25 protein-coding genes are annotated in these 25245 nt (G+C 63.0%); 18 read left to right on the top strand and 7 right to left on the bottom strand.

The genetic code is table 11. The annotated features are described in order from the left end of the window. Positions 1 to 24 precede the first annotated feature (24 nt). The 3 genes from ACF8O8_RS27215 to ACF8O8_RS27205 form a co-directional block, all read right to left on the bottom strand. Complete coding sequence (locus tag ACF8O8_RS27215; protein ID WP_081273312.1) at positions 25 to 417, bottom strand: GFA family protein; 393 nt, start codon at positions 415 to 417, stop codon at positions 25 to 27. Positions 418 to 498: 81 nt separating this feature from the next. Next, positions 499 to 1203, bottom strand: coding sequence for an SDR family oxidoreductase (locus tag ACF8O8_RS27210; RefSeq protein WP_392510882.1), 705 nt, complete (start codon positions 1201 to 1203; stop codon positions 499 to 501). 99 nt (positions 1204 to 1302) lie between these two features. Beyond that, entirely contained in the window at positions 1303 to 2196 is an 894-nt protein-coding gene (locus ACF8O8_RS27205; protein WP_392510927.1) for a LysR substrate-binding domain-containing protein, read from the bottom strand. Between the two features lie 213 nt (positions 2197 to 2409). Between ACF8O8_RS27205 and ACF8O8_RS27200 the strand changes: the two genes are divergently transcribed. From ACF8O8_RS27200 to ACF8O8_RS27155, 10 genes are all read left to right on the top strand, one after another. After that, positions 2410 to 2964, top strand: coding sequence for a helix-turn-helix domain-containing protein (locus tag ACF8O8_RS27200; protein ID WP_014591753.1), 555 nt, complete (start codon positions 2410 to 2412; stop codon positions 2962 to 2964). Between the two features lie 27 nt (positions 2965 to 2991). After that, positions 2992 to 4338 carry a glutamine synthetase family protein gene (locus ACF8O8_RS27195; RefSeq protein ID WP_350297590.1) on the top strand — a complete coding sequence of 449 codons (1347 nt, stop codon included), beginning with the start codon at positions 2992 to 2994 and terminating at the stop codon, positions 4336 to 4338. 84 nt (positions 4339 to 4422) lie between these two features. Further along, on the top strand, positions 4423 to 5196 hold the full coding sequence (locus tag ACF8O8_RS27190; protein ID WP_010953165.1) for a gamma-glutamyl-gamma-aminobutyrate hydrolase family protein: 774 nt from the start codon (positions 4423 to 4425) through the stop codon (positions 5194 to 5196). Positions 5197 to 5265: 69 nt separating this feature from the next. Further along, a complete protein-coding gene (locus ACF8O8_RS27185; protein ID WP_392510879.1) occupies positions 5266 to 6624 on the top strand; it encodes an aspartate aminotransferase family protein in 1359 nt (452 codons plus the stop codon). Positions 6625 to 6807: 183 nt separating this feature from the next. Then, a complete protein-coding gene (locus ACF8O8_RS27180; protein ID WP_010953167.1) occupies positions 6808 to 7362 on the top strand; it encodes a helix-turn-helix domain-containing protein in 555 nt (184 codons plus the stop codon). A 123-nt stretch (positions 7363 to 7485) separates the two neighbouring features. After that, entirely contained in the window at positions 7486 to 8001 is a 516-nt protein-coding gene (locus ACF8O8_RS27175) for a ProQ/FinO family protein (RefSeq protein WP_392510877.1), read from the top strand. 400 nt (positions 8002 to 8401) lie between these two features. Further along, entirely contained in the window at positions 8402 to 8884 is a 483-nt protein-coding gene (locus ACF8O8_RS27170) for a formate dehydrogenase subunit gamma (RefSeq protein ID WP_392510875.1), read from the top strand. Continuing rightward, the gene (locus tag ACF8O8_RS27165) at positions 8878 to 10437 is read left to right on the top strand and encodes an NADH-quinone oxidoreductase subunit NuoF (protein WP_019437210.1); all 1560 of its coding nucleotides are present in this window, start codon (positions 8878 to 8880) and stop codon (positions 10435 to 10437) included. The genes ACF8O8_RS27170 and ACF8O8_RS27165 overlap by 7 nt, the downstream gene beginning before the upstream one ends. Then, complete coding sequence (gene fdhF / locus ACF8O8_RS27160) at positions 10434 to 13316, top strand: formate dehydrogenase subunit alpha (RefSeq protein WP_020191292.1); 2883 nt, start codon at positions 10434 to 10436, stop codon at positions 13314 to 13316. Before ACF8O8_RS27165 ends, fdhF begins: the two co-directional genes overlap by 4 nt. After that, the gene (locus tag ACF8O8_RS27155; RefSeq protein WP_392510872.1) at positions 13313 to 13516 is read left to right on the top strand and encodes a formate dehydrogenase subunit delta; all 204 of its coding nucleotides are present in this window, start codon (positions 13313 to 13315) and stop codon (positions 13514 to 13516) included. Before fdhF ends, ACF8O8_RS27155 begins: the two co-directional genes overlap by 4 nt. A 113-nt stretch (positions 13517 to 13629) precedes the next feature. Here ACF8O8_RS27155 and ACF8O8_RS27150 read toward each other — a convergent pair whose 3' ends face one another. Next, positions 13630 to 14493: a universal stress protein gene (locus ACF8O8_RS27150; protein WP_392510870.1), complete on the bottom strand. Its 864-nt coding sequence runs from the start codon at positions 14491 to 14493 to the stop codon at positions 13630 to 13632. A 154-nt stretch (positions 14494 to 14647) separates the two neighbouring features. On the opposite strand from ACF8O8_RS27150, the gene ACF8O8_RS27145 reads away from it, so the two are divergent. Further along, positions 14648 to 15265, top strand: a complete 618-nt coding sequence (locus ACF8O8_RS27145; protein WP_003248869.1) for a tRNA-(ms[2]io[6]A)-hydroxylase — start codon at positions 14648 to 14650, stop codon at positions 15263 to 15265. A gap of 22 nt (positions 15266 to 15287) precedes the next feature. Here ACF8O8_RS27145 and ACF8O8_RS27140 read toward each other — a convergent pair whose 3' ends face one another. Then, entirely contained in the window at positions 15288 to 15713 is a 426-nt protein-coding gene (locus tag ACF8O8_RS27140) for a YqjD family protein (RefSeq protein WP_010953174.1), read from the bottom strand. 22 nt (positions 15714 to 15735) lie between these two features. Between ACF8O8_RS27140 and ACF8O8_RS27135 the strand changes: the two genes are divergently transcribed. Beyond that, positions 15736 to 15999, top strand: a complete 264-nt coding sequence (locus ACF8O8_RS27135) for a hypothetical protein (RefSeq protein WP_003248880.1) — start codon at positions 15736 to 15738, stop codon at positions 15997 to 15999. A gap of 20 nt (positions 16000 to 16019) precedes the next feature. Here ACF8O8_RS27135 and ACF8O8_RS27130 read toward each other — a convergent pair whose 3' ends face one another. Then, positions 16020 to 16499 carry an LEA type 2 family protein gene (locus ACF8O8_RS27130; protein ID WP_020192401.1) on the bottom strand — a complete coding sequence of 160 codons (480 nt, stop codon included), beginning with the start codon at positions 16497 to 16499 and terminating at the stop codon, positions 16020 to 16022. Positions 16500 to 16630: 131 nt separating this feature from the next. Here ACF8O8_RS27130 and ACF8O8_RS27125 point away from each other — a divergent pair, with 131 nt between their 5' ends. Together ACF8O8_RS27125 and ACF8O8_RS27120 are read left to right on the top strand one after the other, a co-directional pair. Beyond that, positions 16631 to 17755 (top strand): sigma-70 family RNA polymerase sigma factor, encoded by a 1125-nt coding sequence (locus ACF8O8_RS27125; protein WP_392510868.1) that lies wholly within the window; start codon positions 16631 to 16633, stop codon positions 17753 to 17755. Between the two features lie 224 nt (positions 17756 to 17979). Continuing rightward, positions 17980 to 20406, top strand: coding sequence for a TonB-dependent receptor (locus tag ACF8O8_RS27120; RefSeq protein ID WP_392510926.1), 2427 nt, complete (start codon positions 17980 to 17982; stop codon positions 20404 to 20406). A 24-nt stretch (positions 20407 to 20430) separates the two neighbouring features. Here the strand turns inward: ACF8O8_RS27120 and ACF8O8_RS27115 are convergent, their stop codons facing one another. Next, the gene (locus tag ACF8O8_RS27115; protein WP_392510866.1) at positions 20431 to 21321 is read right to left on the bottom strand and encodes a LysR family transcriptional regulator; all 891 of its coding nucleotides are present in this window, start codon (positions 21319 to 21321) and stop codon (positions 20431 to 20433) included. 102 nt (positions 21322 to 21423) lie between these two features. On the opposite strand from ACF8O8_RS27115, the gene ACF8O8_RS27110 reads away from it, so the two are divergent. The 4 genes from ACF8O8_RS27110 to ACF8O8_RS27095 all read left to right on the top strand — a co-directional run bounded on the left by ACF8O8_RS27110 (position 21424) and on the right by ACF8O8_RS27095 (position 25212). Further along, positions 21424 to 22503: an extracellular solute-binding protein gene (locus ACF8O8_RS27110; protein WP_064491662.1), complete on the top strand. Its 1080-nt coding sequence runs from the start codon at positions 21424 to 21426 to the stop codon at positions 22501 to 22503. Between the two features lie 25 nt (positions 22504 to 22528). Then, entirely contained in the window at positions 22529 to 23494 is a 966-nt protein-coding gene (gene speB, locus ACF8O8_RS27105) for an agmatinase (protein WP_392510864.1), read from the top strand. Between the two features lie 232 nt (positions 23495 to 23726). After that, the gene (locus ACF8O8_RS27100) at positions 23727 to 24044 is read left to right on the top strand and encodes a hypothetical protein (protein ID WP_392510863.1); all 318 of its coding nucleotides are present in this window, start codon (positions 23727 to 23729) and stop codon (positions 24042 to 24044) included. 22 nt (positions 24045 to 24066) lie between these two features. Further along, a complete protein-coding gene (locus ACF8O8_RS27095) occupies positions 24067 to 25212 on the top strand; it encodes a PQQ-dependent sugar dehydrogenase (protein ID WP_392510861.1) in 1146 nt (381 codons plus the stop codon). Positions 25213 to 25245: the final 33 nt, after the last annotated feature.

Raw genomic sequence — 25245 nt, 5'->3', positions numbered from 1 at the left:
GGTGGCTTGATGTGCTGCCAAGCGTTATGAGTCAGGGTTACAGGGTGAGTACCAAGGGGCAGCAGCGTCGACGTGGACATGTTTCTGCTTCCTGGGCAGGAACGGAGTATCAAGCGTTCCCAGCGCTATCGAAATCCAGTCGGCAAACTCACCTTGGGCGCGTGACCAGAACAAGGTCGAGCCGCACTCCGTGCAGAACTCGCGCGTAACCGTCGGTGATGAAGAAAAGGCCTTGATGCTGGAAGCGCCGCGCAGTATTCGCAGCATGCTGCGCGGAATGCTGCCGTACGAAGCGAATGCGGCGCCGTGACTTTTGCGGCACTGGCTGCAGTGGCAGTGGCTCACTGCCTTGGGTGGGGTGAGTAGCAGGTAAGAGACGGCTGCGCACAAGCAGCTTCCTTGGTATGCCTCTGTCATTGGCGCTTCCGTGCAGTTGGAAAAGCGCCAGCGTAATCGCCTTGGCCCGATCAGTCGACTGGCCTGCGGGCCGACAGGCAATCAAACGCTGCGTGTCAAGCCGCCATCGACCTTGATGTTCTGCCCGGTGATGTAGGCAGCGCCTTCGCTGGCGAGAAACGCAATGGTGGCGGCGATTTCCTCGCAGGTGCCATAGCGTTTGAGCGGCACGCTGTCGCGGCGCTGTTCGGTGGCTGGCAGGCTGTCGATCCAGCCGGGGAGGACGTTGTTGATCCTCACGTTGTCCCCGGCGAATTGGTCGGCGAAGATTTTGGTGAATGCGGCCAGGCCCGAGCGGAACACTGCAGACGTCGGGAACAGCTCACTGGGCTCGAACGCCCAGGCGGTGGAAATGTTGATGATCACACCCCCTTTCTGGCGCTGCATGCAGGGCGTCACAAGGCGAGTCGGGCGAATGACATTGAGCAGATAGGTGTCCATGCCCTTGTGCCAGTCTTCGTCGCTGATTTCCAGGATTGGCGCGCGCGGACCATGGCCGGCGCTATTGACCAGCACGTCGATGCGCCCCCACTTTTCCACCACGGCATCGACCAGGCGTTTCAGGTCCTCAACCGACTGGTTGCTACCCGTTACGCCAATACCACCAAGCTCGGCAGCCAGGGCTTCGCCCTTGCCCGAGGAGGACAGGATGCCAACCTTGAACCCGTCAGCGGCCAGGCGCCGTGCCGCTGCTGCGCCCATTCCACTGCCACCTGCTGTGATGATCGCAACTTTTTCTACTGACATGCTGCCTCCGGAACGTTAATCGCTGAATGCTTAGGCGCACTAAAATTAGCAGCAGTCGTGGCAGCGAGGGAGACAGCTAAACTTCACCAAGGCAGTAGATTAACTATTGCCTGCCTGTTGCTTGAACCAGCGCTGGACAATGCCTAGCGACTCCGGCTGCTGCAACTTTCGTGGCCACACCAGGTAGAACGACTTATCGAGCCTGAGTTGCTGGGCGAAGACCTGGGTCAGCCTGCCCGCGACGATGTCATCACTGACGAACGCCAGGCTTGCCAACGCAATACCCTGACCACTGATGGCGGCATCGATAGCCAATGAAGTCTGGTTGAACCGCAGGTTTCTGGCAGTCGCTTGCCCGTGTTGCGGGAACACTTGTGCCAGGAACCGAGGCCAGAAATCATGGGCATCATGGAGCAGGGTGAACGCTTGAAGCTGCTCGAAGCTGGTGGGGGTTTTGCTGGCTTCGAACAATGTTGGGCTGGCCACGGCGACGATACGCTGTTCCATCAACAGTTCGCTGTTCAAGCCCGCGCCGATGTCGGGCTTGCCATAACGGACTGCGAGATCCACGCCGTCGGTATTGAAGTGGGACAGCCGATCTGTGGCCAGTACACGTAAATCGATGTCCGGATGGCTGTGCGCAAAGCTGCCCAACCGGGGAATGAGCCATTTGGAGGCAAAGGTTGGTGTCACGCTGACCGTCAGGTGAGACGCCTGTGGCCGCAGCAGGCGGGTTGCCTCATCGATCATCGCCAAGGCGTTGCGAATGCTGCCGCTGTAGCCCAGCCCCGCATCGGTCAGTGCCAGGCCCCGGGGCAGGCGCTCGAACAAACGAAGGTTCAGGCTCGCTTCCAGCCCGCGTATCTGTTGTGCCACTGCCGCCTGGGTAACCCCCAGCTCTTCGGCGGCCAGGCGGAAGTTCAGGTGGCGGGCAACCACTTCGAACACACGTAGCGCATTGAGCGAGGGCAAATCAGGGAAACCGTTTGGCATGGCGATGGACAGGTTCGGGCTGGAGGATTCAGCCACGAGGCTACTCGCCGAGCGCCTGTAAAGAAACCCGCGCCACCGCAGCCAATCCGCTTCGCTGCGCAGCAAACCCTCTGTTGGCGGCTGCACAATTCCATCGTTCGACTTGACGCGTGAAATTTTTCATGTAAATTTTCATGAAAAATAAGTCTAAAAATTTCACGGCAGTCCGAAACGATGAAGATGCACGAAGAGGTTGAAGCCCTCGCGATCCTTATTCACGACCTGCGCAAATTCAAGAACCTGACCTTGGGTGAACTGGCCGAGCGCATCAACCGCTCGGTGGGTTTCCTCTCCCAGGTCGAACGCGGCGTTTCGCGCCCGACCGTGGCAGACCTCACCGCTATCAGCGAAGCGCTCGGCGTATCAACCGCGTACTTCTACAACCTGAGCAAGCCCCGCAGCATTGGCTGGGTCACGCGCCCCCACGAGCGGCGCACGTTGTACCTGGAGTCGGGCATCACCGACGTGCTGGCTTCGCCGACCATCGCAGGCGCCTTCTCCATGCTCGACAGCCTTCTCGAGCCGGGCGCCACCAGTGGGGAGGCGTACTTGAGCGACCGTTCCGAGCAGGGCTGTTTCGTGCTCGAGGGCGAACTCACGGTGTGGCTGGACCAGGGCGATGCTGTGACCCTGCAAGCCAACGACTGCTTCCAGCTGCAACCCCATGCGCCGTTCCGTTACGCCAACCTGACGGATAAAACCACCCGTGTGCTCTGGGTCTTCAATTGAATTCGTTCACCTCACAAGGATAAGAAGATGAGTGTCATCTTTCCGGACCTGCTGGCTGAAGTGCGCTCGTTCCGAGCAGAACACCCGGCAATTCGCTATGTCGACCTGATTGCGCTGGACATCCCCGGGCACTTCTACGGCAAGCGCTACCCCATGGACATGCTGGAAAAAGTCGCAGCCGGTGCGCCACTGAAGCTGCCGCAGAACTGCGTGCTGCTGGGTACCCAGGGCGGCCTTTACCCGATTGGTGACTATTGCTTCGCCGACGGCGACCCGGATGCCGCCCGGCGTCTGGTGCCGGGTACGCTGAAGCCGGTGCGTTGGGAAAAGGAAGTGATCGCCCAGATGCTGATCACGTCCGACGGCACTGCAAAGCCGATCGAATTCGAGCCTCGTGAAGTGCTGGCGCGTGTTCTTCAGCGTCTGGCCAAGCGTGGCATTCGCCCGGTGGTGGCGTTTGAACTGGAGTTCTACCTGTTCGACCGCAAGCTTGATAACGGCCTGCCCCAGTATCCACGTGACACGGCGACCGAGGATGAAGACGATCAGCCGAACATGCACATCGAGCGGTTGTCGCGCTTTTCGTCGGTCCTGCACGAGATGGTCGATGGCGCCAACGAGCAGGGCGTGCCGGCGAACGTCATCACCGCAGAGCTGGGCCCAGGCCAGTTCGAGATCAACTTCTCGCACAGCGACGATGCCCTCAGTGCGGCGGACTGGTCGGCACTGTTCTGCCGCAGTACCCGCGGTATCGCGATGAAGCACGGCTACCGTGCCAGCTTCATGAGCAAACCCTACCTGGACGCGCCAGGCAGCGGCATGCATGTGCACGTCAGCCTGTACGACGCCGCCGGCAATAACATCCTGGCGGGAAGCGAACAGCGCAAGCTGCGCCATGCGGTGGCAGGCTGCCTGGAACTGCTGCCGCACTGCATGCCGATCTTTGCCCCCAACCACAATGCCTACCGACGTTATGGCGCCATGGTCAACGCGGCGAGCAAGGCCAGCTGGGGTTTCGAAGACCGTGACGCGTGCATCCGCATCCCCGAGTCCGACCCGCGCAACCTGCGCATCGAGCACCGCATCGCCGGTGCCGATGCCAACCCGTACCTGGTGTTGGCGGCCATCCTGACCGGCATGGAGCATGGCCTGGACCGCGGCGTCGAGCCCATCGCCCCGCTGAACGACAACCGCCAGAGCGGCATCGACTTCCCCAAGGATGCCCTCAGCGCCTTGGCCGCCATGCGTCATCACCCGGTGGTCAACGAAGGCCTGGGCAGCGAGTTCGTGATGGTCTATTGCGAAAACAAATACCAGGAGCAACTGGACTTTATGCGCCACATCGATGCCCGCGAATACCGCTGGTTCCTGTAGGTGCCGAAGGTCGAACAGCGACGCTGCACCCTCCCTTTTTACCGTTTCAATACAACGCGCAATATGGATTTGCCGGAGGAAGATATGCCACGTGTGCCCGTGATCGGCATTACCGCATGCACCAGCATGATTGAGCTGCATGCAACCCAGACCATCAGCGAGAAGTACGCGCGCGCGGCAGCCAAGGCAGCGTGTGGGCTGCCCATCGTCATTCCCAGCCTCGGTGAGTTGATGGACAGCGCCGATATTCTCGACGTGGTGGATGGGCTGATCTTCACCGGTTCGCCGTCCAACATCGAGCCGTACCATTACAACGGCCCGGCCAGTGCTGCGGGTACCCATCACGACCAACTGCGCGATGCCACCACGTTGCCGCTGATGCGCGCCGCCATCGCCGCCGGCGTACCGGTACTCGGCATTTGCCGTGGCTTCCAGGAAATGAACGTGGCGTTGGGTGGCACCCTGCACCAGAAGGTCCACGAGACCGGCGTGTTCATGGACCACCGCGAAGGCAAGGATGAGCCCCTCGACAAGCAATACGGGCCGCGCCACACCCTGCATGTAGAGCCTGGCGGCATGCTCGACCGCATGGGCTTGCCGGCGATATTCGACGTCAATTCCATCCACGGCCAAGGCATCGACGTACTGGCCCCCGGGCTGAGGGTGGAGGCGCTGGCACCCGATGGCCTGGTGGAAGCGATTTCGGTCGAGAGCAGCAAGGGCTTTGCCCTGGGCGTGCAATGGCACCCCGAGTTCCAGGTCATGGATAACCCCCATTACCTGGCCATCTTCCAGTCCTTTGGCAAGGCCTGCCGGCACCGCTCGGTATTGCGCCAGAGGCTGTTGCTGTCTGCCTGAGCAGCCACCTTTCCCACCTGTAGAAAATACCCTCGCAGCGCGGCTGCGCAACTTGATGGAGTGAAGTCAATGAGTGAACAGAATTCGCAGACCCTTGCCTGGCAAACCATGAGCCGCGACCATCACCTGGCCCCGTTCAGCGATGTCAGGCAACTGGCCGAGAAAGGCCCACGCATTATTACCTCGGCCAAGGGTGTGTACCTGTGGGACAGCGAGGGCAACAAGATTCTCGATGGCATGGCCGGCCTGTGGTGCGTGGCGGTCGGCTATGGTCGCGAAGAGCTGGCCGAGGTCGCCAGCCAGCAGATGAAGCAGTTGCCTTACTACAACCTGTTCTTCCAGACCGCACACCCGCCTGCGCTGGAGCTGGCCAAGGCGATCGCCGAGGTGGCCCCGCAAGGCATGAACCACGTGTTCTTCACCGGCTCCGGCTCCGAAGGCAACGACACCGTGCTGCGCATGGTTCGCCATTACTGGGCATTGAAAGGCCAGAAGAACAAGAAGGTCATCATTGGCCGCATCAACGGCTACCACGGCTCTACCGTGGCGGGCGCGGCCTTGGGCGGCATGAGTGGCATGCACCAGCAGGGCGGGGTGATCCCGGATGTCGTGCACATCCCGCAGCCATACTGGTTCGGCGAAGGCGGCGACATGACCGAGGCCGACTTCGGCGTGTGGGCGGCCGAGCAACTGGAGAAGAAGATCCTCGAAGTTGGCGTGGACAACGTTGCTGCCTTCATCGCCGAGCCGATCCAGGGCGCCGGTGGCGTGATCATTCCGCCGCAGACCTATTGGCCGAAGATCAAGGAAATCCTGGCCAGGTACGACATCCTCTTCGTCGCCGACGAAGTGATCTGCGGGTTCGGCCGTACCGGTGAGTGGTTCGGTACCGATTATTACGACCTCAAGCCTGACCTGATGACCATCGCCAAGGGCCTGACCTCCGGTTACATCCCCATGGGCGGGGTGATCGTGCGTGACGAGGTGGCCAAGGTGATCAGCGAAGGCGGCGACTTCAACCACGGCTTCACCTATTCCGGCCACCCGGTGGCGGCAGCCGTGGGCCTGGAGAACCTGCGGATCCTGCGTGACGAGCAGATCATCCAGCAGGTGCACGATAAAACCGCGCCTTATCTGCAACAACGCCTGCGCGAACTGGCCGACCACCCGCTGGTAGGCGAAGTGCGCGGCCTGGGCATGCTCGGTGCGATCGAGTTGGTGAAAGACAAGGCCACCCGGGCCCGTTATGAAGGCAAAGGTGTCGGCATGATCTGTCGCCAGCACTGCTTTGACAACGGCCTGATCATGCGCGCTGTAGGCGACACCATGATCATCGCGCCACCGCTGGTGATCAGTATCGAAGAGATCGACGAACTGGTGGAGAAAGCCCGCAAGTGCCTGGACCTGACCTATGAGGCTGTTCGGTAAGGACGGAGGGCCTGGTTAGCTGTTCTCAGCACCGGTGAGATCGAGCGCCGCCTGCGCGGTGCTCGATCGGTGCCGCAATCGTACATTTCACGTCAGGCACCTTCCGCAAAGCATTTTGCTTTGTGAAATGAATCCTGTACTTTTCTGGGCATCCATTTCCCGTCTGAAAGTCGCGATTCAACCATGAAAGTGCACGAAGAAATCGAAGGCCTGGCAGTACTGATTCGCGACCTGCGCAAGTTCAAGGGCCTGACACTGGGCGAGCTGGCACAGCGCATCGGCCGTTCGGTGGGCTTTCTGTCCCAGGTCGAACGCGGCGTGTCACGCCCGACCGTGGCCGATCTCACAGCCATCAGCGAAGAGCTCGGTGTATCCACAGCCTACTTCTACAAGTTGGACAAACCCCGCGAGCTCGACTGGGTGACCCGCCCGCACGAGCGTCGCACGCTGCACCTGGCCGGTGGCATCACCGATGTGCTGGCATCGCCCTCCATAACGGGCGCGTTTTCCATGCTCGACAGCCATTTGCAGCCGGGAGCCAGCAGTGGCGAGGAGTACCTGGACGACAGCTCGGAGCAGGGTTGCTTCGTGCTCGAAGGCGAACTGACGGTGTGGTTGGGCGATGCTGAGCCGGTCACGCTGCACGCCAATGACAGTTTTCAGTTGCAACCCCACGCCCGTTTCCGTTACGCCAACCTGACCGACAAGCCCACACGCGTGCTTTGGGTGTTCAGCTGAGGGCCGTCGCACGGGCATGCGCGTTGGGCTTCGGCTAGCCGGGAAAGTTGGCCTGCAAGCAATGTGCAGGCTGCATGGGGTATCCTTGCACCACGCAATCAACTTCGAAGCAGTGAATGAACAATGGGTTTTGAACAACTAGCTGAGCTACGAGACCGCCTGCGGGCGGAAAAAGGGCAGGTAAAGGCCGAGAGCGCGAAACCGCCCAAGCGCAAGTCGCCCCCGCAGGCGAAGCCGCGTGAGATGGACCCGGCGGTGGCAGCGATCTGGCCACTGCAGAAGCATTTTCCCTTGGCTTTCCCGGTCAACCCGGCCCCCAAGGTGCCGCTCAAGGAGGGCATTTTCAAGGATGCCGAGCAACACCTGGAGCTGCTTGGGTTGACCCGCGAACAGCTCAAGCTGGGCATTTCCACGTGGTGCCGGGGCGCTCGATACTGGGCGAGCATGGTGGAGAATGCACCGCGCCTTGACCTGAATGGGCAGGCCGCAGGTACTGTGACCGCCGCTCAGGCGCTGCATGCCAAGCAGCAGGCTGCGCGGCAACGCAGCCAGGACCGACGCAATCGTGCGAAGTCAAAGGCCCAGGCCCAGGCTCCGACCCCCGCCGCCGACACCGCAACGGTGCAGTCTACCGACTGAGCTCAGTCGCGTTCTGCCCCGTAGCCATGCTGGATGGCAGCCCATTGCCGGGGCTGCCGTCTGGCAGGCCCGGCAATGGACCAGGTTCGGTTTCGAGGGCCTGGTGCAGCAACGATGGTTTCAAGACCCACCTGATCGGCAAGCCGTGGCAGATGATGCCGGGGCGTAATCACGTGCGTCGGTTTCAGAATGCGCCTGGTCGCTCGCATACAACCCCTCGGCGCTACAAGTGCCATGCTAGCAGGATGCCCAAGGGTCAGTGCGCGCAGACGTGCGGCCGTGGGCGAGGAGGCCACCCGTACCACGCAACTGTGACGTGGACGGTGCGCCGCAGCAGAACACGCCGGAAACCTGCCCCTTAAAACAATCAGGCAGGGTCCGTGATGCCGAGGTCCGCTGTATGCCTGATGAATTGCTCCACCTGCCTGTAATCCAGCGCATTCTGGCCCGCGACAAGGACACCCCCGGTGCCCTGTTGCCGATCCTGCATGCCGTCCAGCACGAGATAGGTTTCATCCCCGATGCCTCGGTCCCCGAAATCGCCCATGCCCTGAACCTCAGCCTGGCTGAAGTACGTGGGGTAATCAGCTTTTATCACGACTTCCGCACCGCGCCGCCCGCGCGCCACACCCTGCGCCTGTGCCGTGCCGAGTCGTGCCAGAGCCGTGGCGCCGAAGCCCTGGCCGCGCAATTGCGTGAACAGTTGGCACTGGACGACCACGGCACCAGCGCCGACGGGTCCATCAGCCTGCGCCCTGTTTACTGCCTGGGGGCCTGTGCCTGCTCGCCAGCGCTGGAGCTGGACGGCCAGGTGCACGCGCGCCTCACCCCTGAGCGCCTGCGGGACTTGGTTAACGGTTGCCGGGAGGACTCAGCATGCTGAAGCTGTATATTCCCTGTGATTCGGTAGCCCGTGCCGTGGGTGCCGACCAGGTTGCCGAGGCCCTGCTGCGCGAGGCCGAGCGCCGCCAGTTGCCGCTGGACATCCAGCGCACCAGCTCGCGTGGGCTTTACTGGCTGGAGCCGCTGATCGAGTGCGACAGTGCGCAAGGGCGCCTGGGTTTCGGCCCGATTACGCCACACGATGTGCCATCACTGCTTGATGCCTTGGCGGGCGAACCCGGTGGCCACTCGCTGGCACTGGGGCCGGTCGAGGAAATACCCTATCTCAAGACCCAGCAACGCTTGCTGTTCGCTCGCGCTGGCATTACCCGCCCATTGTCGCTGGACGACTATCGCGCCAACGGCGGTTTCGCAGGCCTGGAGGCCGCCGTGGCGCTGGACGGTGCTGAAGTGGTTGCCGCAGTACTCGACTCCGGCCTGCGTGGCCGTGGTGGTGCGGCGTTCCCGGCCGGCATCAAGTGGCGTACCGTGCGTGATGCTGGCGCCGGGCAGAAGTACGTGGTGTGCAACGCCGACGAGGGTGACTCGGGCACGTTCGCTGATCGCATGCTGATGGAAGGCGACCCCTTCCTGCTGATCGAGGGCATGATCATTGCCGGCCTCGCCGTGGGTGCAGACAAGGGCTATATCTATGTGCGCTCGGAGTATCCCGATGCCATCCGGGTACTCGACCAGGCCTTCGCCATCGCACGTGACGCTGGCTACCTGGGTGCTGACGTAGCGGGCAGCGGCCAGGCGTTCGACCTGGAGGTGCGGGTGGGCGCCGGCGCCTATATTTGCGGCGAAGAAACCGCGCTGCTCGAATCCATCGAAGGCAAGCGTGGCATTGTCCGCGCCAAGCCACCGCTGCCTGCGCTGCAAGGGCTGTTCGGCCTGCCGACGCTGGTGCACAACGTGCTTACCCTGGCTTCGGTGCCCATCATTCTGGCCAAGGGTGCAGCGTTCTATCGCGATTTCGGCATGGGCCGCTCTCTGGGCACCATGCCGTTCCAGCTGGCCGGCAACATTCGCCAGGGTGGCCTGGTCGAGCGCGCGTTCGGCCTGACCCTGCGCGAGCTGGTGGAAGGCTATGGCGGTGGCACGGCCAGTGGCCGCCCGCTGAAGGCCGCGCAGGTCGGTGGCCCGCTCGGTGCCTGGGTACCTCCCAGCCATTTCGACACCCCATTGGACTATGAAGCGTTTGCTGCCGTGGGCGCGATGCTCGGCCACGGCGGTGTGGTGGTGGCCGACGATACGTTGAACATGGCCAGCATGGCGCGTTTCGCCCTGCAGTTCTGTGCCGAGGAGTCCTGCGGCAAGTGCACCCCGTGCCGTATCGGTTCCACCCGGGGCATGGAAGTGGTCGACCGGCTGATCGCCAGCAGCGACATCACCGAGCGCCATGACCAGGCGCTGTTGCTGCGCGACCTGTGCGACACCCTGCAGTACGGTTCGCTGTGCGCCATGGGCGGTATGACTGCCTATCCGGTGGCCAGCGCGCTCAAGTACTTCCCCGCCGATTTTGGGCTGACCACCACGGAGGCCGCACAGTGATCAATTTCTTCGACCCCGCTTCTGATAAAAGCAGCGACCTCGGCACCCCGGCCCGCGAAAGCGACGTGCAGGTCAGCCTGAGCATCGACGGCCGCGCCATCAGCGTGCCTGCTGGCACCTCGGTCATGCGCGCCGCCGCCATGCTGGGCACCAGCATCCCCAAACTGTGCGCCACCGACAGCCTCGAAGCCTTCGGCTCCTGCCGCATGTGCATGGTGGAAATCGAAGGCATGCGCGGCTACCCGGCATCCTGCACCACGCCAGTCAGCGAAGGCATGGTGGTGCGCACCGAAACCCCGCGCCTGGCCGGCCTGCGCCGCAACGTGATGGAGCTGTACATTTCCGACCACCCGCTGGACTGCCTGACCTGTTCGGCCAACGGTAACTGCGAGCTGCAGACCGTCGCCGGCCAGGTGGGCCTGCGTGAGGTGCGCTACGGCTATGATGGCGCCAACCACCTGGACGAGAAGAAAGACGTTTCCAACCCGTATTTCGACTACGAGCCGAGCAAGTGCATCGTCTGCAGCCGCTGTGTGCGCGCCTGCGAGGACATCCAGGGTACGTTCGCCCTGACCATTACCGGGCGTGGTTTCGAATCGCGGGTGGCGGCAGCGGGTGGCGAAAACTTCCTTGCGTCCGAATGCGTGTCGTGCGGCGCCTGCGTGCAGGCCTGTCCGACCGCGACCCTGACGGAAAAGAGCCTGGTGCAGCTTGGCCAGCCTGAGCGTTCGGTCATTACCACCTGCGCCTACTGCGGCGTTGGCTGCTCGTTCCGCGCCGAAATCAAGGGTGACCAGCTGGTGCGCATGGTCCCGGACAAGAACGGTGGCGCCAACCACGGCCACGCCTGCGTCAAGGGCCGCTTTGCCTGGGGCTACGCCACCCACCCGGACCGCATCACCAAACCGATGATCCGCAAGCGCCTGGAAGACCCGTGGCAGGAAGTCAGCTGGGACGAGGCCGTGACCTATGCCGCCAGCGAGTTCCGCCGCATCCAGCTCAAATACGGGCGCGACTCCATCGGCGGTATCACCTCCAGCCGCTGTACCAACGAAGAAGCCTATCTGGTGCAGAAACTGGTGCGCACGGCCTTCGGTAACAACAACGTCGACACCTGCGCACGGGTATGCCATTCGCCCACCGGTTATGGCCTGAAGCAGACCCTGGGTGAGTCGGCCGGCACGCAAAGCTTCGACTCGGTGATGCAGGCCGACGTTGTGCTGGTGATTGGCGCCAACCCCACCGATGCGCACCCGGTGTTCGGCTCGCAACTCAAGCGCCGCCTGCGCCAAGGGGCGCGGCTGATCGTGATCGACCCACGGCGTATCGACCTGGTCGACTCGCCGCACGCCCGCGCCGACCTGCACCTGCAACTGCGCCCGGGCACCAACGTGGCCATGCTCAACGCCCTGGCCCACGTGATCGTTACCGAGGGCCTGCTGGCCCAAAGCTTCATCGATGCCCGCTGCGAAACCGAAGACTTCGCCCGTTGGCGCGACTTCGTCAGCCTGCCAGACAACGCCCCCGAGGTGCTTGGCCCGGTTTGTGGCGTGCCTGCTGAGCAGATCCGCGCTGCGGCCCGGCTGTATGCCACCGGCGGCAACGCGGCCATCTACTACGGCCTGGGGGTGACCGAGCACAGCCAAGGCAGTACAGCAGTGATGGGCATCGCCAACCTGGCCATGGCCACTGGCAACATCGGCCGTGAAGGGGTAGGGGTGAACCCGCTGCGCGGGCAGAACAACGTGCAAGGCTCGTGCGACATGGGCTCGTTCCCCCACGAGCTGCCCGGCTACCGGCATGTCTCCAACGAGGGCGTGCGCGCCGAGTTCGAACAGGCGTGGGGCGTGACCTTGCAGCCCGACCCGGGTCTGCGCATTCCCAACATGTTCGAGGCGGCGCTGGATGGCAGCTTCAAGGCGCTGTACTGCCAGGGTGAGGACATCGCCCAGAGCGACCCCAACACCCAGCACGTCACCGCGGCCTTGCTGGCCATGGAGTGCGTGGTGGTGCAGGACATCTTCCTCAACGAAACTGCCAAGTTCGCTCATGTGTTCCTGCCGGGCAGTTCCTTCCTGGAAAAGGACGGCACCTTCACCAACGCCGAGCGGCGTATTTCGCGGGTGCGCAAGGTCATGGAGCCGCTGGCCGGCAAGGCCGACTGGGAAGCTACCGTGGCCCTGGCCAACGCCCTGGGCTACCCGATGAACTACCGCCATCCTTCCGAGATCATGGACGAGATCGCCCGCCTGACGCCGACCTTCCGTCGTGTCAGCTACGCGGAACTCGACCGCCATGGCAGCCTGCAGTGGCCGTGCAACGACGCTGCCCCAGACGGCACGCCGACCATGCACATCGACCAGTTCGTGCGTGGCAAGGGGCGCTTCATGCTCACCGGCTACGTGCCCACCGACGAAAAGGTCAACAACCGCTACCCGTTGCTGCTGACCACCGGGCGCATTCTCAGCCAGTACAACGTCGGCGCCCAGACCCGGCGTACCGGCAACGTCGCCTGGCATGACGCCGACCGCCTGGAGATCCACCCGACCGACGCTGAAAGCCGTGGCATCCAAGACGGTGACTGGGTCGGCATCGGCAGCCGCGCCGGGCAGACTGTGCTGCGTGCCAAGGTCAGTACGCGGGTGGCGCCGGGCGTGGTGTACACCACCTTCCACTTCCCCGAGTCGGGGGCCAACGTGATCACCACCGACAACTCCGACTGGGCCACCAACTGCCCCGAGTACAAGGTGACGGCAGTGGAAGTGGTGAAAGTGTTCCAGCCATCGCAATGGCAGAAGCGCTATCAGGACTTCAGTGATGAACAGCAGCGGCTACTGAAAGAGCGCCGCACTGCGGAGAAAGCCGAGGTTCGCCGATGAGCAGTGAAAACCTGGTCAAGATGGCCAACCAGATTGCCCATTACTTCGACAGCGAACCAGACCGGGCGCTGGCGGTGCAAGGGGTGCGGCAGCATTTGCAGAGCTTCTGGACGCCGGCGATGCGCCGGCAGCTGGCGGAATGGTGCGAGGCCCATGCGGGGGAGGGGCTTGATCCGAAGGTGCGGGAGGCGTTGGTCTAGACTCCCGGGCGGCAACGGAACCTTGGGGCGGGTTTGCCGGCGAATGTGGCGTTGAAATCAATGACGCATTCGCGGGTGAACCCGCTCCTACAAGGGGCCTGCATATTGCCTACTCAGCCGCGGGCCAGCTCCGCCAGGTGGGCGATGGCTTCCTCGCTCTTGAGCACCAGCACATCACCCTGCAGCGCATCCAGCACCACTTCCGAGGTATTACCAATCAACGCCCCGGAAATGCCCGTGCGGCACACCGTGCCCATCACCGTCACCACGGCATCGAGCTTCTGTTCGGTATGTGGAATCAACACATCCGCTGGCCCTTCGGCCACATGCAGGCATTCTTCCCTGATGCCGTATTCAGCCTGGAACGCGCTGCACGCTTCACGGTAGCGCTTTTCGATCGTATCGCTCAGCTGGAACGCCGGGTCCGACGCTGACAGCATCGGCGACGGGTGGGCACTGATGACGTGCAGTTCTCCCTTGGCCAGTTTGGCAATCTCGAAGCCGTGGTCGATGATGCTGGCATGCAGGCGGCGGTGGTCTTCGTCCTGGTTGCCCACGTCCACCGCCGCCAGGATCTTGCCCCCGGTCCATGGCCGCTCGCTCTTGACCATCAGCACCGCACACGGACATTGGCGCAGCAGCTTCCAGTCGCTGGGGGTGAGCAGGGCCTTTTTCAGCGGATTGTCCGGGCGGTGGTCCTTGATCACCAGTTCGCAGCCTTCGGCCTGCTGTACATGGATGATGGTGTCGTGCAGGTTGTCGCGCCAGCCCTCTTCATGGCTGACATTGTCGAAGCCGTCATCATGCAACTGGCTGCTCAGCAGGCTCAGCAGCGCACTGTGATCATGCCGTTTGTCGCACATCAGCAGGTGCAGGCGCGCGCCGGTGATGCCGGCAATCAGCTTGGCCCGAGTAAGCGCCCGGCTGTGGGCGTGCGCGGGGTCGAGGACGACGAGGATGCTGCGGACGGCTTGCATGGGCGTAAACTCCCTTCGATGATGGCGACCAGTGCCTGACTATAGTCGGCGCTTTCACCTCCAGCGCTTGATGTACATCAAGCATAGTCACTGGCGTCGCCAGCCGCCGCCGGTATAATCGCCGACCCTGCCTGTTCTGTGTGGTTGCACGCTTATGTCCCTGATCCCCGAAATCGACGCCTTTCTTGGCTGCCCGACGCCAGATGCCTGGATCGAAGCGGCGCTCGCCGACCAGGAAACCCTGCTGATCGACCACAAGAACTGCGAGTTCAAGGCCGCCAGCACGGCCTTGAGCCTGATCGCCAAGTACAACACTCACCTGGATCTGATCAACATGATGTCGCGCCTGGCCCGCGAGGAGCTGGTGCACCACGAACAGGTGTTACGCCTCATGAAACGCCGCGGTGTGCCGTTGCGTCCGGTGTCGGCAGGGCGTTATGCGTCGGGGTTGCGCCGGCTGGTGCGCGCCCACGAGCCGGTCAAGCTGGTGGATACGCTGGTGGTGGGGGCGTTCATCGAGGCGCGCAGTTGCGAACGTTTTGCCGCGCTGGTGCCGCATCTGGATGAAGAGCTGGGCCGCTTCTACCACGGGCTGCTGAAAAGCGAAGCGCGCCACTACCAGGGCTACCTGAAACTGGCGCACAACTACGGTGATGAAGCGGACATCGCTCGCCGCGTCGAGCTGGTACGCGCGGCGGAAATGGAGCTGATCCAGTCACCAGATCAGGAGCTGCGCTTCCACAGCGGCATCCCGCAGGCTTTGGCCGCCTGATGGGCACCAGGCGGCGCAGGCCTTAACTGCGCCGGCCCAGTAGCAGGCCTACCGCCAGCCCGAGGCCGGCAGAAATAGCAACAGTCTGCCAGGGGTGGCCGCCGATGTAGTCCTGGGTGGCGTCCACCACCGGTTGCGCCTTGCTGCGCACGTTGCTGGCCGCCTGGCGAGCCTGACGAAGTTTCAGGCTTACCTGGGCGCGCAGGGTCTCGGCTTCTTCGCCCACCAGGGCGGCACTGTCGTTCAGCAGTTTTTCCGATTCTTCTATCAGCGATTGCAGTTCGCTGAATACCTGGTCCTTGATCTGATCGCTGTCAGCCAGCGTGGCGTTTTTCCGGGCCATGAACTCGTCCTCGTCAATGGGGGTGTGAACAATGGATGCCGCCACGTCGGGAAAGTTGCGGCGGCTTTCCGATGATGGGTTGCCTGGGTGTAAGATAGCGGCCATTTTCAAACCTGCAGGTAACTTCATGAGTTTCAATCTGGCCAACATGAGCTTCGAGGAACGGGCGCAGATCGAGGCAGAGAAGGCTCGGCTGTTCGAGATGTGGCAGAACAACCTGGGCAAAGCCAAGGGCGAAGCCGCCCGGCTGATTGCCGAAAAGCCACGGCGCAAGGGCAAATGGGCCGAGTGGGTGCGCGCCGAACTGGACGGCATGACGCCGCCTGAATACGCCAGCATGGTGCGCAGCGAAGTCAACAAGCTGATGGCCGCAGCCAGCGCCAACCGCTGAGCACACCCGCCCGGCGCTTGTCAGTAGGTGCCCTTGGGCAGGTCCAGCTTGCCTTCATCGGTAAAGCGCACGGTCCCCAGCGGCCCGCCGGCCAGTTTGCCGCGCAGCTTGTAGGGTAGACCTTGCAGCGAATCCAGCTTGCCCAGCCCATAGGCCTGGCGCAGGAAGGAAAACGCCGTGATGCTTACCGGCACCACGATCACCGCTTCGTCGTAGCGGCCAATATGCCCCTGCTGGTCACTGACCCCAGCGGCCAGCGGCTGGCCGTTCACTTCCAGGTTCAAGGCGATGCCGTTGTAATCGATCGGCGCCTCATTGGGGTTTTGCACCCGCATTTTCACCGCCATGCGCAGTTCCAGCTCCTGACCGGGCAGTGGTTCGATGCCGATCACGCTGATGTTCACCGGGTCGCGTGGCTGGAACAGCGCACAGGCCCCCAGGCCACAGGCCAGCAGCAGGACCAGGAACAGGCGGGTGTAGCGGTATAGACGGGCAGTCATGGGCTGTGACCTTGCCGGAGTGGAGCTGGCAGTGTGGCAAATGCGCGTCGGCGTTGAAAGTATCGGTTCATATGAAAGATACTGTTTCTCATTAACGCTCGATAACCTCTCTTACTGGCTGTTCCCCAATCATGCTGACTTCACCCATGTCGGGCCTGCTGGCAAGTTTCCAGGAGCACTACGACGACCTGCTGCAGTTTCTGACACGGCGCATGAGTGACCGCCAGCGCGCGGCCGATGTGGCGCAGGAAACCTACCTGAAGCTGGTGAACATCGACGAGCAGGCGGTGCCGGTGTTGCACGCGCGCAGTTTCATCTTCCGCGTCGCCGGCAACCTGGCGATTGACGCTTTGCGCCGTGAGCAACGCATCGCCGCCAGCCACGACGACAGCGACGGAGCCTGTGAGGTGGCCTGCCCGGCGCCTGCACCCGAGGCGGCGTTGCTGGCCCGCGAGCGTTTGCAGATTCTTGACCAGGCGCTGCTGCAGTTGCCCGACAATGCCCGCCAGGCGCTGTTGCTCAACCGTGTCGAGGGCCTGACCCAGAAGCAGGTCGCTCAACGCCTGGGGGTTTCCGAGAGCATGGTGGCAAAGTATATCGGCCAGGCCTTGCGCCATTGCCGCGGCCGGCTGAAGCAGGCGGGTGTGGCGGCTTCGGTGGTGTTGCTGGTCGCCGCTGTGGCGGGTTGGCAGCAAGCCCCGATACTGCTAGCCGATTACCACACCGCCGTGGGCGAGCGGCAGGTCATTACCCTGACAGATGGCACACGGGTGACGCTGAACAGCGCCAGTGCCTTGAGCGTGGCGTTCAGCGAGCATGAACGGCGTGTGGTACTCGATGCGGGTGAGGCGTTGTTCGAGACCGCCGATGATTCACGTCCGTTTGTGGTCGAAACGGCCGGTGCGCAGGTGCAGGGCAATGCCGCCACCTTCAGCGTGCAGCGAGATGGCCACGTCGTGTTGGCTCGCGGTGAAGCCAAAGTGGGTGAACATGAACTGGCGGTGGCGGCCGATGCCGGCACGCAGATGGCCTGGCAGCGTGGCAAGCTGATCTTCAACGGCAAGCCGCTGGGGCAGGTGCTGGCCGAGCTTGAGCGATACCGGCATGGGCGCATTGTGTTGTCCGACAGCAAGCTGGCTGCGATGGAAGTGAGCGGGGTGTTTGACCTGGATGAACCTGAGGCCCTGTTGCGGACGTTGGAGCAACGGTATGGCCTGAAGGTGACTTACCTGCCGTGGTTGGCCGTGGTGCATTGATCAGCCTGTGCCGGCCCCTTAGCGGCAAGCCCGATCCTGCACAGTTCGCACAATCTTCAGGCGGGCGCAGTCGTAGGAGCGGGCTTGCCCGCGAAGAGGCCGGACAGAAATAAAAATATTTTCCATTTGGCACTGCAAGTTCCTGCAAGCCAGATCGTCGTAGTGAGACTGATCAGCAACCCATTCTCATTTACGACTTGTCAGGAAGCTCATTCGTGCCTCTGATGCTCAAGCCCTTGCACCGCCGTCGCGGTTCTTTTCACCATGCCTTGATGTCTTGCAGTGCCGTGGCCCTGCTGCTCGGCCCCCTGCACGCAGGGGCCGCGACGACTGCCGAACAGACCCAGATGCAGGCTCGCCAGGTCCAGCTCGACCTGCCAGCCCAACCGCTGGACCAGGCGCTGACCACCTTCGCCGACCAGGCCGGCCTGCACCTGCTGTACACCACAGGCGATGTCGCCGGCCAGGTCAGCCCGGCGTTGCAGGGCAACTACAGTGTCGAGCAGGCCCTGCAGCAGTTGCTGGCCGGCAGCGGCATGAGCTGGCAGTTCAGCGAGGCTCGCACCGTCACCCTGCGCAAGGCCGAGGCCGCGCCGCAGGCGGTCAACCTCAAGCCGATCGAAGTCAGCGTAGCCTCGCGCACCAGCACCGCCATCAGCGAAATCCCCGGGACCGTCTGGGTAGTGGACCAGCAGCAATTGCGCGAGCAGATCGACAGCGGCGTCAGCCTGAAGGAAGCCATCGGCAAGCTGGTGCCGGGCCTTGACCTGGCGCCGGAAGGGCGCACCAATTACGGCCAGAACATGCGTGGGCGCAACGTGCTGGTGATGATCGACGGGGTCAGCCAGAACAGCTCCCGCGGCCTGTCGCGCCAGTTCGACAGCATTTCGCCGTTCAACGTCGAGCGCGTCGAAGTGCTGTCTGGCGCCAGCGCCATCTACGGCGGTGGCGCCACCGGCGGCATCATCAACATCGTGACCAAGAAGGGCGAGCCTGGCCCGGCGCGCTTCGAAACCCAGTTGGGGGCCAGCAGCGGTTTCAACAACAGCGACGACCTGGCCACCCGCTTCGCCCAGTCCGTCAGCGGTGGTAACGAGCGGGTCAATGCCCGGTTGGGCGTTTCCGGTGAGCAGAACGAAGCCTTCTACGATGGTGCTGGCGACCAGATCTTCATCGACAACACCCAGACCGACCTGCAGTACAATCGCACCATCGACGTACTCGGTACCTTGGGCCTGCAACTGAACGACCAGCAGAGCCTCGACCTGTTGGCCCAGTACTACGACTCGGGCAACCACGGCAGCACGGGTATCTACTTCCCCAACCTGAACTACAACGCGCCATCCGACCTGGAAGACGCCGAACTGCGCAGCGGTTATTCATCGGACCTGGAGCCGCGTACGCGGCGCTTGCTGCTCAACGCCAATTACCACCACACCGACGTGCTGGGCCAGGACTTCTACCTGCAGGCTTCGTACCGCAAGGAAGACGACAACTTCTACCCGTTCCCGTACTACAACCGTGCCACGCCCACCGGCTCGCGCGGGGTGTACTTTGCCGCCTCGCAGCAGAACTTCGAAGTCACCAGCCTCAAGGGCCTGTTTGCCAAACAGTGGGATACGCTGAAGCTGACCTACGGCGTTGACCTGGACCGCGAGCGCTTCAACGCCGAGCAGACCACCTTCAACGCCCAGACCTCGTCCGAGTCGGGTGGCCTGGAGCTGGAAAAAGACAGCAAGGCCGACCGCTACCCCAGCTACCGGGTGGATGGTGTGTCGGTGTATGCCCAGCTGGACTGGCATGCCACCGACAACCTGACATTGTCCGGTGGTGCCCGGCGGCAGCAGATGGACGTGGATGTCAGCGACTTCAAGGGTGTGCCAGGTGGCAGTAACGACTATCAGGTCAACCTGTTCAACGTCGGTGCCATCTACGACTTCAAGAACGGCCACCAGGTGTGGAGCAACTATGGCGAAGGCTTCGACCTGCCTGACCCGGCCAAGTACTACGGCAAGCCGGGCCTGAGCGTGGCCGATAACCCGTTGGCCGGTATCAAGAGCCGCCAGGTGGAATTGGGCTGGCGCTATGCCGACCTGGATTGGGATGCGCAGGCAGCGCTGTACTACATCTGGTCGGACAAGATCATCAACGTCGATTCGCAAACGCTGACCATCGACGTGGAAGAGCAGAAAAGCCGCGACTTCGGCTTTGAAGGTGCACTGACCCGGCACTTCCAGACCGGCTGGGAAGCTGGCGGCACATTGCACATGACACGCTCCGAGGAAGAGGCCGAGGACGGCGGCTGGATCAAGCGCGATGCCCGTTATGCCTCGTTGTCCAAGGCCACTGCGTTCGTCGGCTGGAAGGGCGATGGCCGCAGTGCACGCTTGCAGGCCAACCATGCCTTCAGCCTGAAGGACGATGCCGATCACGAGATTGACGGCTACACCACCTTCGACCTGCTGGGCAGCCAGGACACCGGTTTCGGCACCTTCAGTGCCGGTATCCAGAACCTGCTGGACAAGCAGTACAGCACGGTATGGGGACAGCGTGCGACGTTGTTCTATTCGCCGACCTACGGGCCGGCGTATCTGTATGACTACCAGGGGCGTGGGCGTACCTACACGCTGAGCTGGAGCATGGCTTACTGATTGTGGTGGCCTGAACGGGCCGGTTCAGGCAAACGCCGCCAGCAAATCCTGCGCAAATACATGGGCTGCCTCGCCAACCCCCTGTGCCCGGTGCCGGGCCAGGGTGAACGGCACCGCAAAATCAAGCTCAGGGTCCAGCGCCCATAACAGCCCCTCGGCCTCCCAGGCCTGTGCACAATGGCATGGCAAGTAGCCAATATGCTGCCCAGACAGAATGAACGTCAGCACGCTTTCGATCTGCTCCGCCACTGCCGTGCTGCGTCTGCTCTGGAACGGTTCGCCCCCTTTGAGAAAACGGTACGGATGGCGCACCTGGTCCATGTCCAGCAACCGCTCAAGCCCAACATCCGTTTCGCCGTACAGCACATGCCCCCTGCCGCAATACAGCCGCTGTCGTTCCGCGAACAAGGGCTGGTAATCAAAGGCCGCCTGGTTGCCGGAAAAATAGCTGATGGCATAGTCCAGCCGCTGTTCCAGCAACAGCCGTTCCAGCTCCGCCGGCGGTGCACTGACAAGCTCCAGTTGCACCGATTCCTCTCGCCTGCGAAATGCCGCAATGGCCGCCGCCAGTTTCAGGCTCACCGCCTTGTCCTGATTTTCCGCCATGCCTATGCGCACAGTCCCCAGCAGCCGCCCGGCAACGCCGTTGACCTGCTGGCGAAACTGCTCGATGTTCAGCAGTAGCCCACGCGCCGCCTCCAATAGCAATTCACCTTTTTCCGTCAGGCGAAAACCACCCTTGCCACGGCTGCACAGGCGGTAACCCAAGCGTGCCTCCAGTTGCGCCATGCGCTGGCTGATGGTGGGCTGGCTCAGGCCCAGCACGCCTTGAGCGGCGCTGAAGCCACCCGCCTCGACTACAGTGACGAACAGCCGCAGCAGGTGCAGGTCGGGGTCGTGCACTTGTCCAAGCATTACATTGCTCCTGATGAATGTCAGCTTTGCAAACTTGCCATTGGTGCAATGTAACCCGGCTGGCATGCTCGCGGCATCCACCCATTTACCGAGGTGTCCGCCATGCGTCGATCGTTGTGCCTTTTGTCTCTGGTTCTGGCCCTGCCGCTGCAGGCCGAAGAAAAGGTCGTCAACCTCTATAGCTGGGCCGATTACGTCGCCCCGCAAACCCTGCAGCGCTTCGAACAGGAAACGGGCTACAAGGTGCGGTACGACACCTTTGACACCCCCGAAGTGCTGGAAACCAAGCTGTTGACCGGTGGTAGCGGCTACGACGTGGTGGTGCCGTCATCCACCGTGCTGGCCCGAGCGCTCAAGGCCAATGCCCTGCAACCGCTGGACGCTCAGGCCATGCCTGGTTATGGCAACCTCGACAAGGACCTGCTGGGCAAACTGGCCGAGGTTGACCCCGGCAACCGCCATGCTGTGCCGTACACCTGGGGCACGCTGGGCCTGGGGGTAAATGTGGAGGCAGTACGCCAGCGCCTTGGCGATGTACCGCTGGACAGCCTCGACCTGTTGTTCAAGCCCGAGTACGCCACCCGCCTGAAGGGTTGCGGCATCGCTTTGCCTGACTCGCCCCAGGAGGTGATCGGCGTAGCCCTGAACTACCTGGGCAAGGACCCTTACAGCCAGAACAAGGATGACCTGGCTGCCGCGCAGAACCTGCTCAGCCAGCTGCAGCCGTCGATCAGCTACGTTGCCAACGGCCGGCAGATCAACGACCTGGCCAATGGCAGCGTGTGCCTGGCATTGACCTACAACGGTGATGCCGCGATGGCCGCCGACCAGGCCCGGCGTGCCGGCAAGCCGTTCGAGGTGATCTACCGCATCCCCCGCGAAGGCACGCTGGTATGGCAGGACAACCTGGTCATCCCCAAGGACGCCCCGCACCCCGAGGCCGCACGGGCGTTCATCGCCTTCATGCTCAAGCCAGAGTCGGTGGCAGCGCTGACCAACACGCTGTTCTTCGCCAATGCCAACCAGGCTGCCACGCCGCTGGTGGACGAAGCGGTGCGCAACGACCCGGATATCTATCCGTCGGCCGAGGTGCGTCAGCGCCTGTATGCCGACCGCAGCATGGCCTTGGCCGACCTGCGCCAACGCAACCGTCTGTGGACCGCCTTCCGCAGCCGGCAGTAGCCCATGACAATCTAGGAGCCCGACCGTGGACCAAGCCGCAAGCAATGACCAGGCCATGACCCGCGATAGCCTGTATGGTACCGCCGCAGAAAGCACCTACGCCGGTGTTGTCAGTTTCTCCCGCCGCCGCTACAGCCGCGACTTGCGCGGTGTGGATGTGGTGGTCAGCGGTGTGCCGTTCGACACGGCCACCAGTAACCGCCCCGGCGCGCGCTTCGGCCCGCGGGCGATCCGCGCGGCCTCGGTCCAGCAGGCCTGGGCCCGCCATTGGCCGTGGGCGTTCGACCCGTTCGACCACCTGGCGGTCATCGACTATGGCGACTGTCCCTTCGACAGCGGCACGCCGCAGTCGGTACCGGACAGCATCGAGGCCCATGCCGAGCACATTCTGCAGGCGGGTTGCGCCATGCTGACCCTTGGTGGCGACCACTTCATCAGCTACCCGCTGCTCGAGGCTCACGCCCGCCGCCATGGCCCGCTGGCGCTGATCCATTTCGATGCGCACAGTGACACCTGGCCGGACGAGGCGGGCAAGCGCATCGACCACGGCACCATGTTCTGGCATGCCGCCCGCGAAGGCCTGGTTGACCCCGCCCACTCGGTGCAGATTGGCCTGCGCACGACCAATGACGACAGCCAGGGCTTTGCCATTCTCGACGCCAGGCAAGTGCACCGCCAGGGCACAGAGGCGGTGATTGCAGCGATTCGCCAGCGGGTGGGCGAGCGGCCGGTGTACTTGACCTTCGACATCGACTGCCTCGATCCGGCCTACGCGCCCGGTACCGGAACGCCGGTGTGTGGCGGGCTGAGCACGGTGCAGGCGCTGGAGATTCTGGGTGGGCTGCGTGGCATCAACCTGGTAGGCATGGACTTGGTGGAAGTGGCGCCAGCCTATGACCATGCCGATATCACCGCGTTGGCCGGGGCAACCCTGGCCATGGAGATGCTGTGCCTGTATGCGGCGCGGCACAAGGTGGACAACGGCCAGTAGATTTTGCGGCCATTCGCGGGCAAGCCCGCTCCCACACGTGTCTCACAGGGCCAGAAATCTGTGGGTGACCGTGGAGCGGGCGCGCCCGCGAATGGCTGCAAAGCAGCCCTCCGAGGCCCATACTGAAACATCAGGAATCATCTCCACCCGCATTCACACTTTTGCCGCGAACCCCTCGCGCCTTAGGCTATCAAACCCACCAGGCGCGGCATTTTCGTACAGGAGGTGAAGCATGACCCCGACATTGCCCATCCTGGCCCTCGGCCTGGCCTTGTGCCTGCCCGCGCACGCGGCTGCGCAGCAGCCCGTGCAACGTGCTGCCGGCAACAACAACCCTTACAACAGCCCGATCCAGCGGGCCAACCCCAACAGCCGTCAAGGCAGCATGCCGGCTGCGCCACCGGTACGTGGCCCGTCCACCGACCCGTACCAGCGCCCACCCACCCTGGACAACCGCGGCATCGATAACGGCGACAACCTGCGTCGTCAGCAGCAAACACCGAACCTGGAACCCACCCGGCCACCGCGCGACAACCCACGTGCGCCTTAAGCCCACTTGAAAGGAATCCGGCATGCTTCGAGCACACTGGCTAGCCACCCTGACCGCCGCTGCGCTACTGCCACTGTGGGCGCATGCAGCGGCCGAACAGCGGTTCCCCAGCGAAGAAGGCACCTTGATCGTCGACACGCTTGCCGATGGCCTGCGCAACCCCTGGGCCCTGGCCTTCCTGCCCGGTGGCAAGGACATGCTGGTGACCGAGCGCGCCGGCAACCTGCGGCTGGTCAATGCCGAAGGCAAGGTTGGCCCGTCGATCAGCGGTGTACCGAAGGTCTGGGCCGAAGGCCAGGGCGGCTTGCTGGATGTGGCGCTGTCACCGGAGTTCGGCAAGGACCGCACCGTCTACCTGTCCTACGCCGAGGAGGGCAGTGACGGCAAGGCCGGTACTGCAGTCGGCCGCGGGCAGCTGTCCGAAGACCGCGCCCGGCTGGAGAATTTCACCGTGATCTTCCGCCAGCAGCCCAAGCTGTCGGTGGGTAACCACTTCGGCTCGCGGCTGGTGTTCGACCGCGACGGCTACCTGTTCATCGCCCTGGGCGAGAACAACCAACGTCCCACTGCCCAGGACCTGGACAAGTTGCAAGGCAAGGTCGTGCGTATTCTGCCGGACGGCGAAGTGCCCAAAGACAACCCCTTCGTCGGCAAGGACAACGTGCGCCCGGAGATCTGGTCGTACGGCCACCGTAATCAGCAAGGCGCCGCGCTCAACCCCTGGACCGGCCAACTATGGACCCACGAACACGGCCCGCGCGGAGGGGATGAAATCAACATCCCAAAGCCTGGCAAGAATTATGGTTGGCCGATTGCGACCCACGGCATCAACTACTCGTTGCTGTCCATCCCCGAGGCCAAGGGCGAGCATGTGGACGGCATGGTCGACCCGCACCATGTATGGGAAAAGTCACCGGGTATCAGCGGTATGGCTTTCTACGACAGCCCAACGTTCAAGGCCTGGGACCACAATCTGTTCATAGGGGCGCTGGCCACGCAGGAATTGATCCGCTTGCAACTGGATGGCGACAAGGTGGTGCACGAAGAGCGGTTGCTCGGTGACCTGAAGGCGCGTATCCGTGATGTGCGGGTGGGGCCAGATGGTTACCTGTATGTACTGACCGATGACAAGGATGGCGCGCTACTCAAGGTCGGCCTGGCCGACTGACGCGCGCCTGCACCGAGGGTGACAGTCGGGTAG

The organism is Pseudomonas sp. TYF_14, assembly GCF_043105275.1.
Taxonomy (GTDB): Bacteria; Pseudomonadota; Gammaproteobacteria; order Pseudomonadales; family Pseudomonadaceae; genus Aquipseudomonas; species Aquipseudomonas alloputida.
The sequence above is the reverse complement of the archived record's forward strand: the minus strand, read 5'-3'. Positions and strand labels throughout refer to the sequence as shown.

Excerpts from the sequence above, each read along its gene's own strand:
- ACF8O8_RS27125 (WP_392510868.1), top strand. The coding sequence starts at position 16,631 with ATGCTGACTTCACCCATGTCGGGCCTGCTGGCAAGTTTCCAGGAGCAC.
- ACF8O8_RS27120 (WP_392510926.1), top strand. The coding sequence starts at position 17,980 with ATGCTCAAGCCCTTGCACCGCCGTCGCGGTTCTTTTCACCATGCCTTG.
- ACF8O8_RS27185 (WP_392510879.1), top strand. The coding sequence starts at position 5,266 with ATGAGTGAACAGAATTCGCAGACCCTTGCCTGGCAAACCATGAGCCGC.
- ACF8O8_RS27215 (WP_081273312.1), bottom strand. The coding sequence starts at position 417 with ATGACAGAGGCATACCAAGGAAGCTGCTTGTGCGCAGCCGTCTCTTAC.
- ACF8O8_RS27155 (WP_392510872.1), top strand. The coding sequence starts at position 13,313 with ATGAGCAGTGAAAACCTGGTCAAGATGGCCAACCAGATTGCCCATTAC.
- ACF8O8_RS27180 (WP_010953167.1), top strand. The coding sequence starts at position 6,808 with ATGAAAGTGCACGAAGAAATCGAAGGCCTGGCAGTACTGATTCGCGAC.
- ACF8O8_RS27115 (WP_392510866.1), bottom strand. The coding sequence starts at position 21,321 with ATGCTTGGACAAGTGCACGACCCCGACCTGCACCTGCTGCGGCTGTTC.
- ACF8O8_RS27175 (WP_392510877.1), top strand. The coding sequence starts at position 7,486 with ATGGGTTTTGAACAACTAGCTGAGCTACGAGACCGCCTGCGGGCGGAA.
- ACF8O8_RS27145 (WP_003248869.1), top strand. The coding sequence starts at position 14,648 with ATGTCCCTGATCCCCGAAATCGACGCCTTTCTTGGCTGCCCGACGCCA.
- ACF8O8_RS27140 (WP_010953174.1), bottom strand. The coding sequence starts at position 15,713 with ATGGCCGCTATCTTACACCCAGGCAACCCATCATCGGAAAGCCGCCGC.
- ACF8O8_RS27205 (WP_392510927.1), bottom strand. The coding sequence starts at position 2,196 with ATGCCAAACGGTTTCCCTGATTTGCCCTCGCTCAATGCGCTACGTGTG.
- ACF8O8_RS27195 (WP_350297590.1), top strand. The coding sequence starts at position 2,992 with ATGAGTGTCATCTTTCCGGACCTGCTGGCTGAAGTGCGCTCGTTCCGA.
- ACF8O8_RS27170 (WP_392510875.1), top strand. The coding sequence starts at position 8,402 with ATGCCTGATGAATTGCTCCACCTGCCTGTAATCCAGCGCATTCTGGCC.
- ACF8O8_RS27095 (WP_392510861.1), top strand. The coding sequence starts at position 24,067 with ATGCTTCGAGCACACTGGCTAGCCACCCTGACCGCCGCTGCGCTACTG.
- ACF8O8_RS27190 (WP_010953165.1), top strand. The coding sequence starts at position 4,423 with ATGCCACGTGTGCCCGTGATCGGCATTACCGCATGCACCAGCATGATT.
- ACF8O8_RS27135 (WP_003248880.1), top strand. The coding sequence starts at position 15,736 with ATGAGTTTCAATCTGGCCAACATGAGCTTCGAGGAACGGGCGCAGATC.
- ACF8O8_RS27210 (WP_392510882.1), bottom strand. The coding sequence starts at position 1,203 with ATGTCAGTAGAAAAAGTTGCGATCATCACAGCAGGTGGCAGTGGAATG.
- ACF8O8_RS27110 (WP_064491662.1), top strand. The coding sequence starts at position 21,424 with ATGCGTCGATCGTTGTGCCTTTTGTCTCTGGTTCTGGCCCTGCCGCTG.
- ACF8O8_RS27100 (WP_392510863.1), top strand. The coding sequence starts at position 23,727 with ATGACCCCGACATTGCCCATCCTGGCCCTCGGCCTGGCCTTGTGCCTG.
- ACF8O8_RS27200 (WP_014591753.1), top strand. The coding sequence starts at position 2,410 with ATGAAGATGCACGAAGAGGTTGAAGCCCTCGCGATCCTTATTCACGAC.
- ACF8O8_RS27150 (WP_392510870.1), bottom strand. The coding sequence starts at position 14,493 with ATGCAAGCCGTCCGCAGCATCCTCGTCGTCCTCGACCCCGCGCACGCC.
- ACF8O8_RS27130 (WP_020192401.1), bottom strand. The coding sequence starts at position 16,499 with ATGACTGCCCGTCTATACCGCTACACCCGCCTGTTCCTGGTCCTGCTG.
- ACF8O8_RS27165 (WP_019437210.1), top strand. The coding sequence starts at position 8,878 with ATGCTGAAGCTGTATATTCCCTGTGATTCGGTAGCCCGTGCCGTGGGT.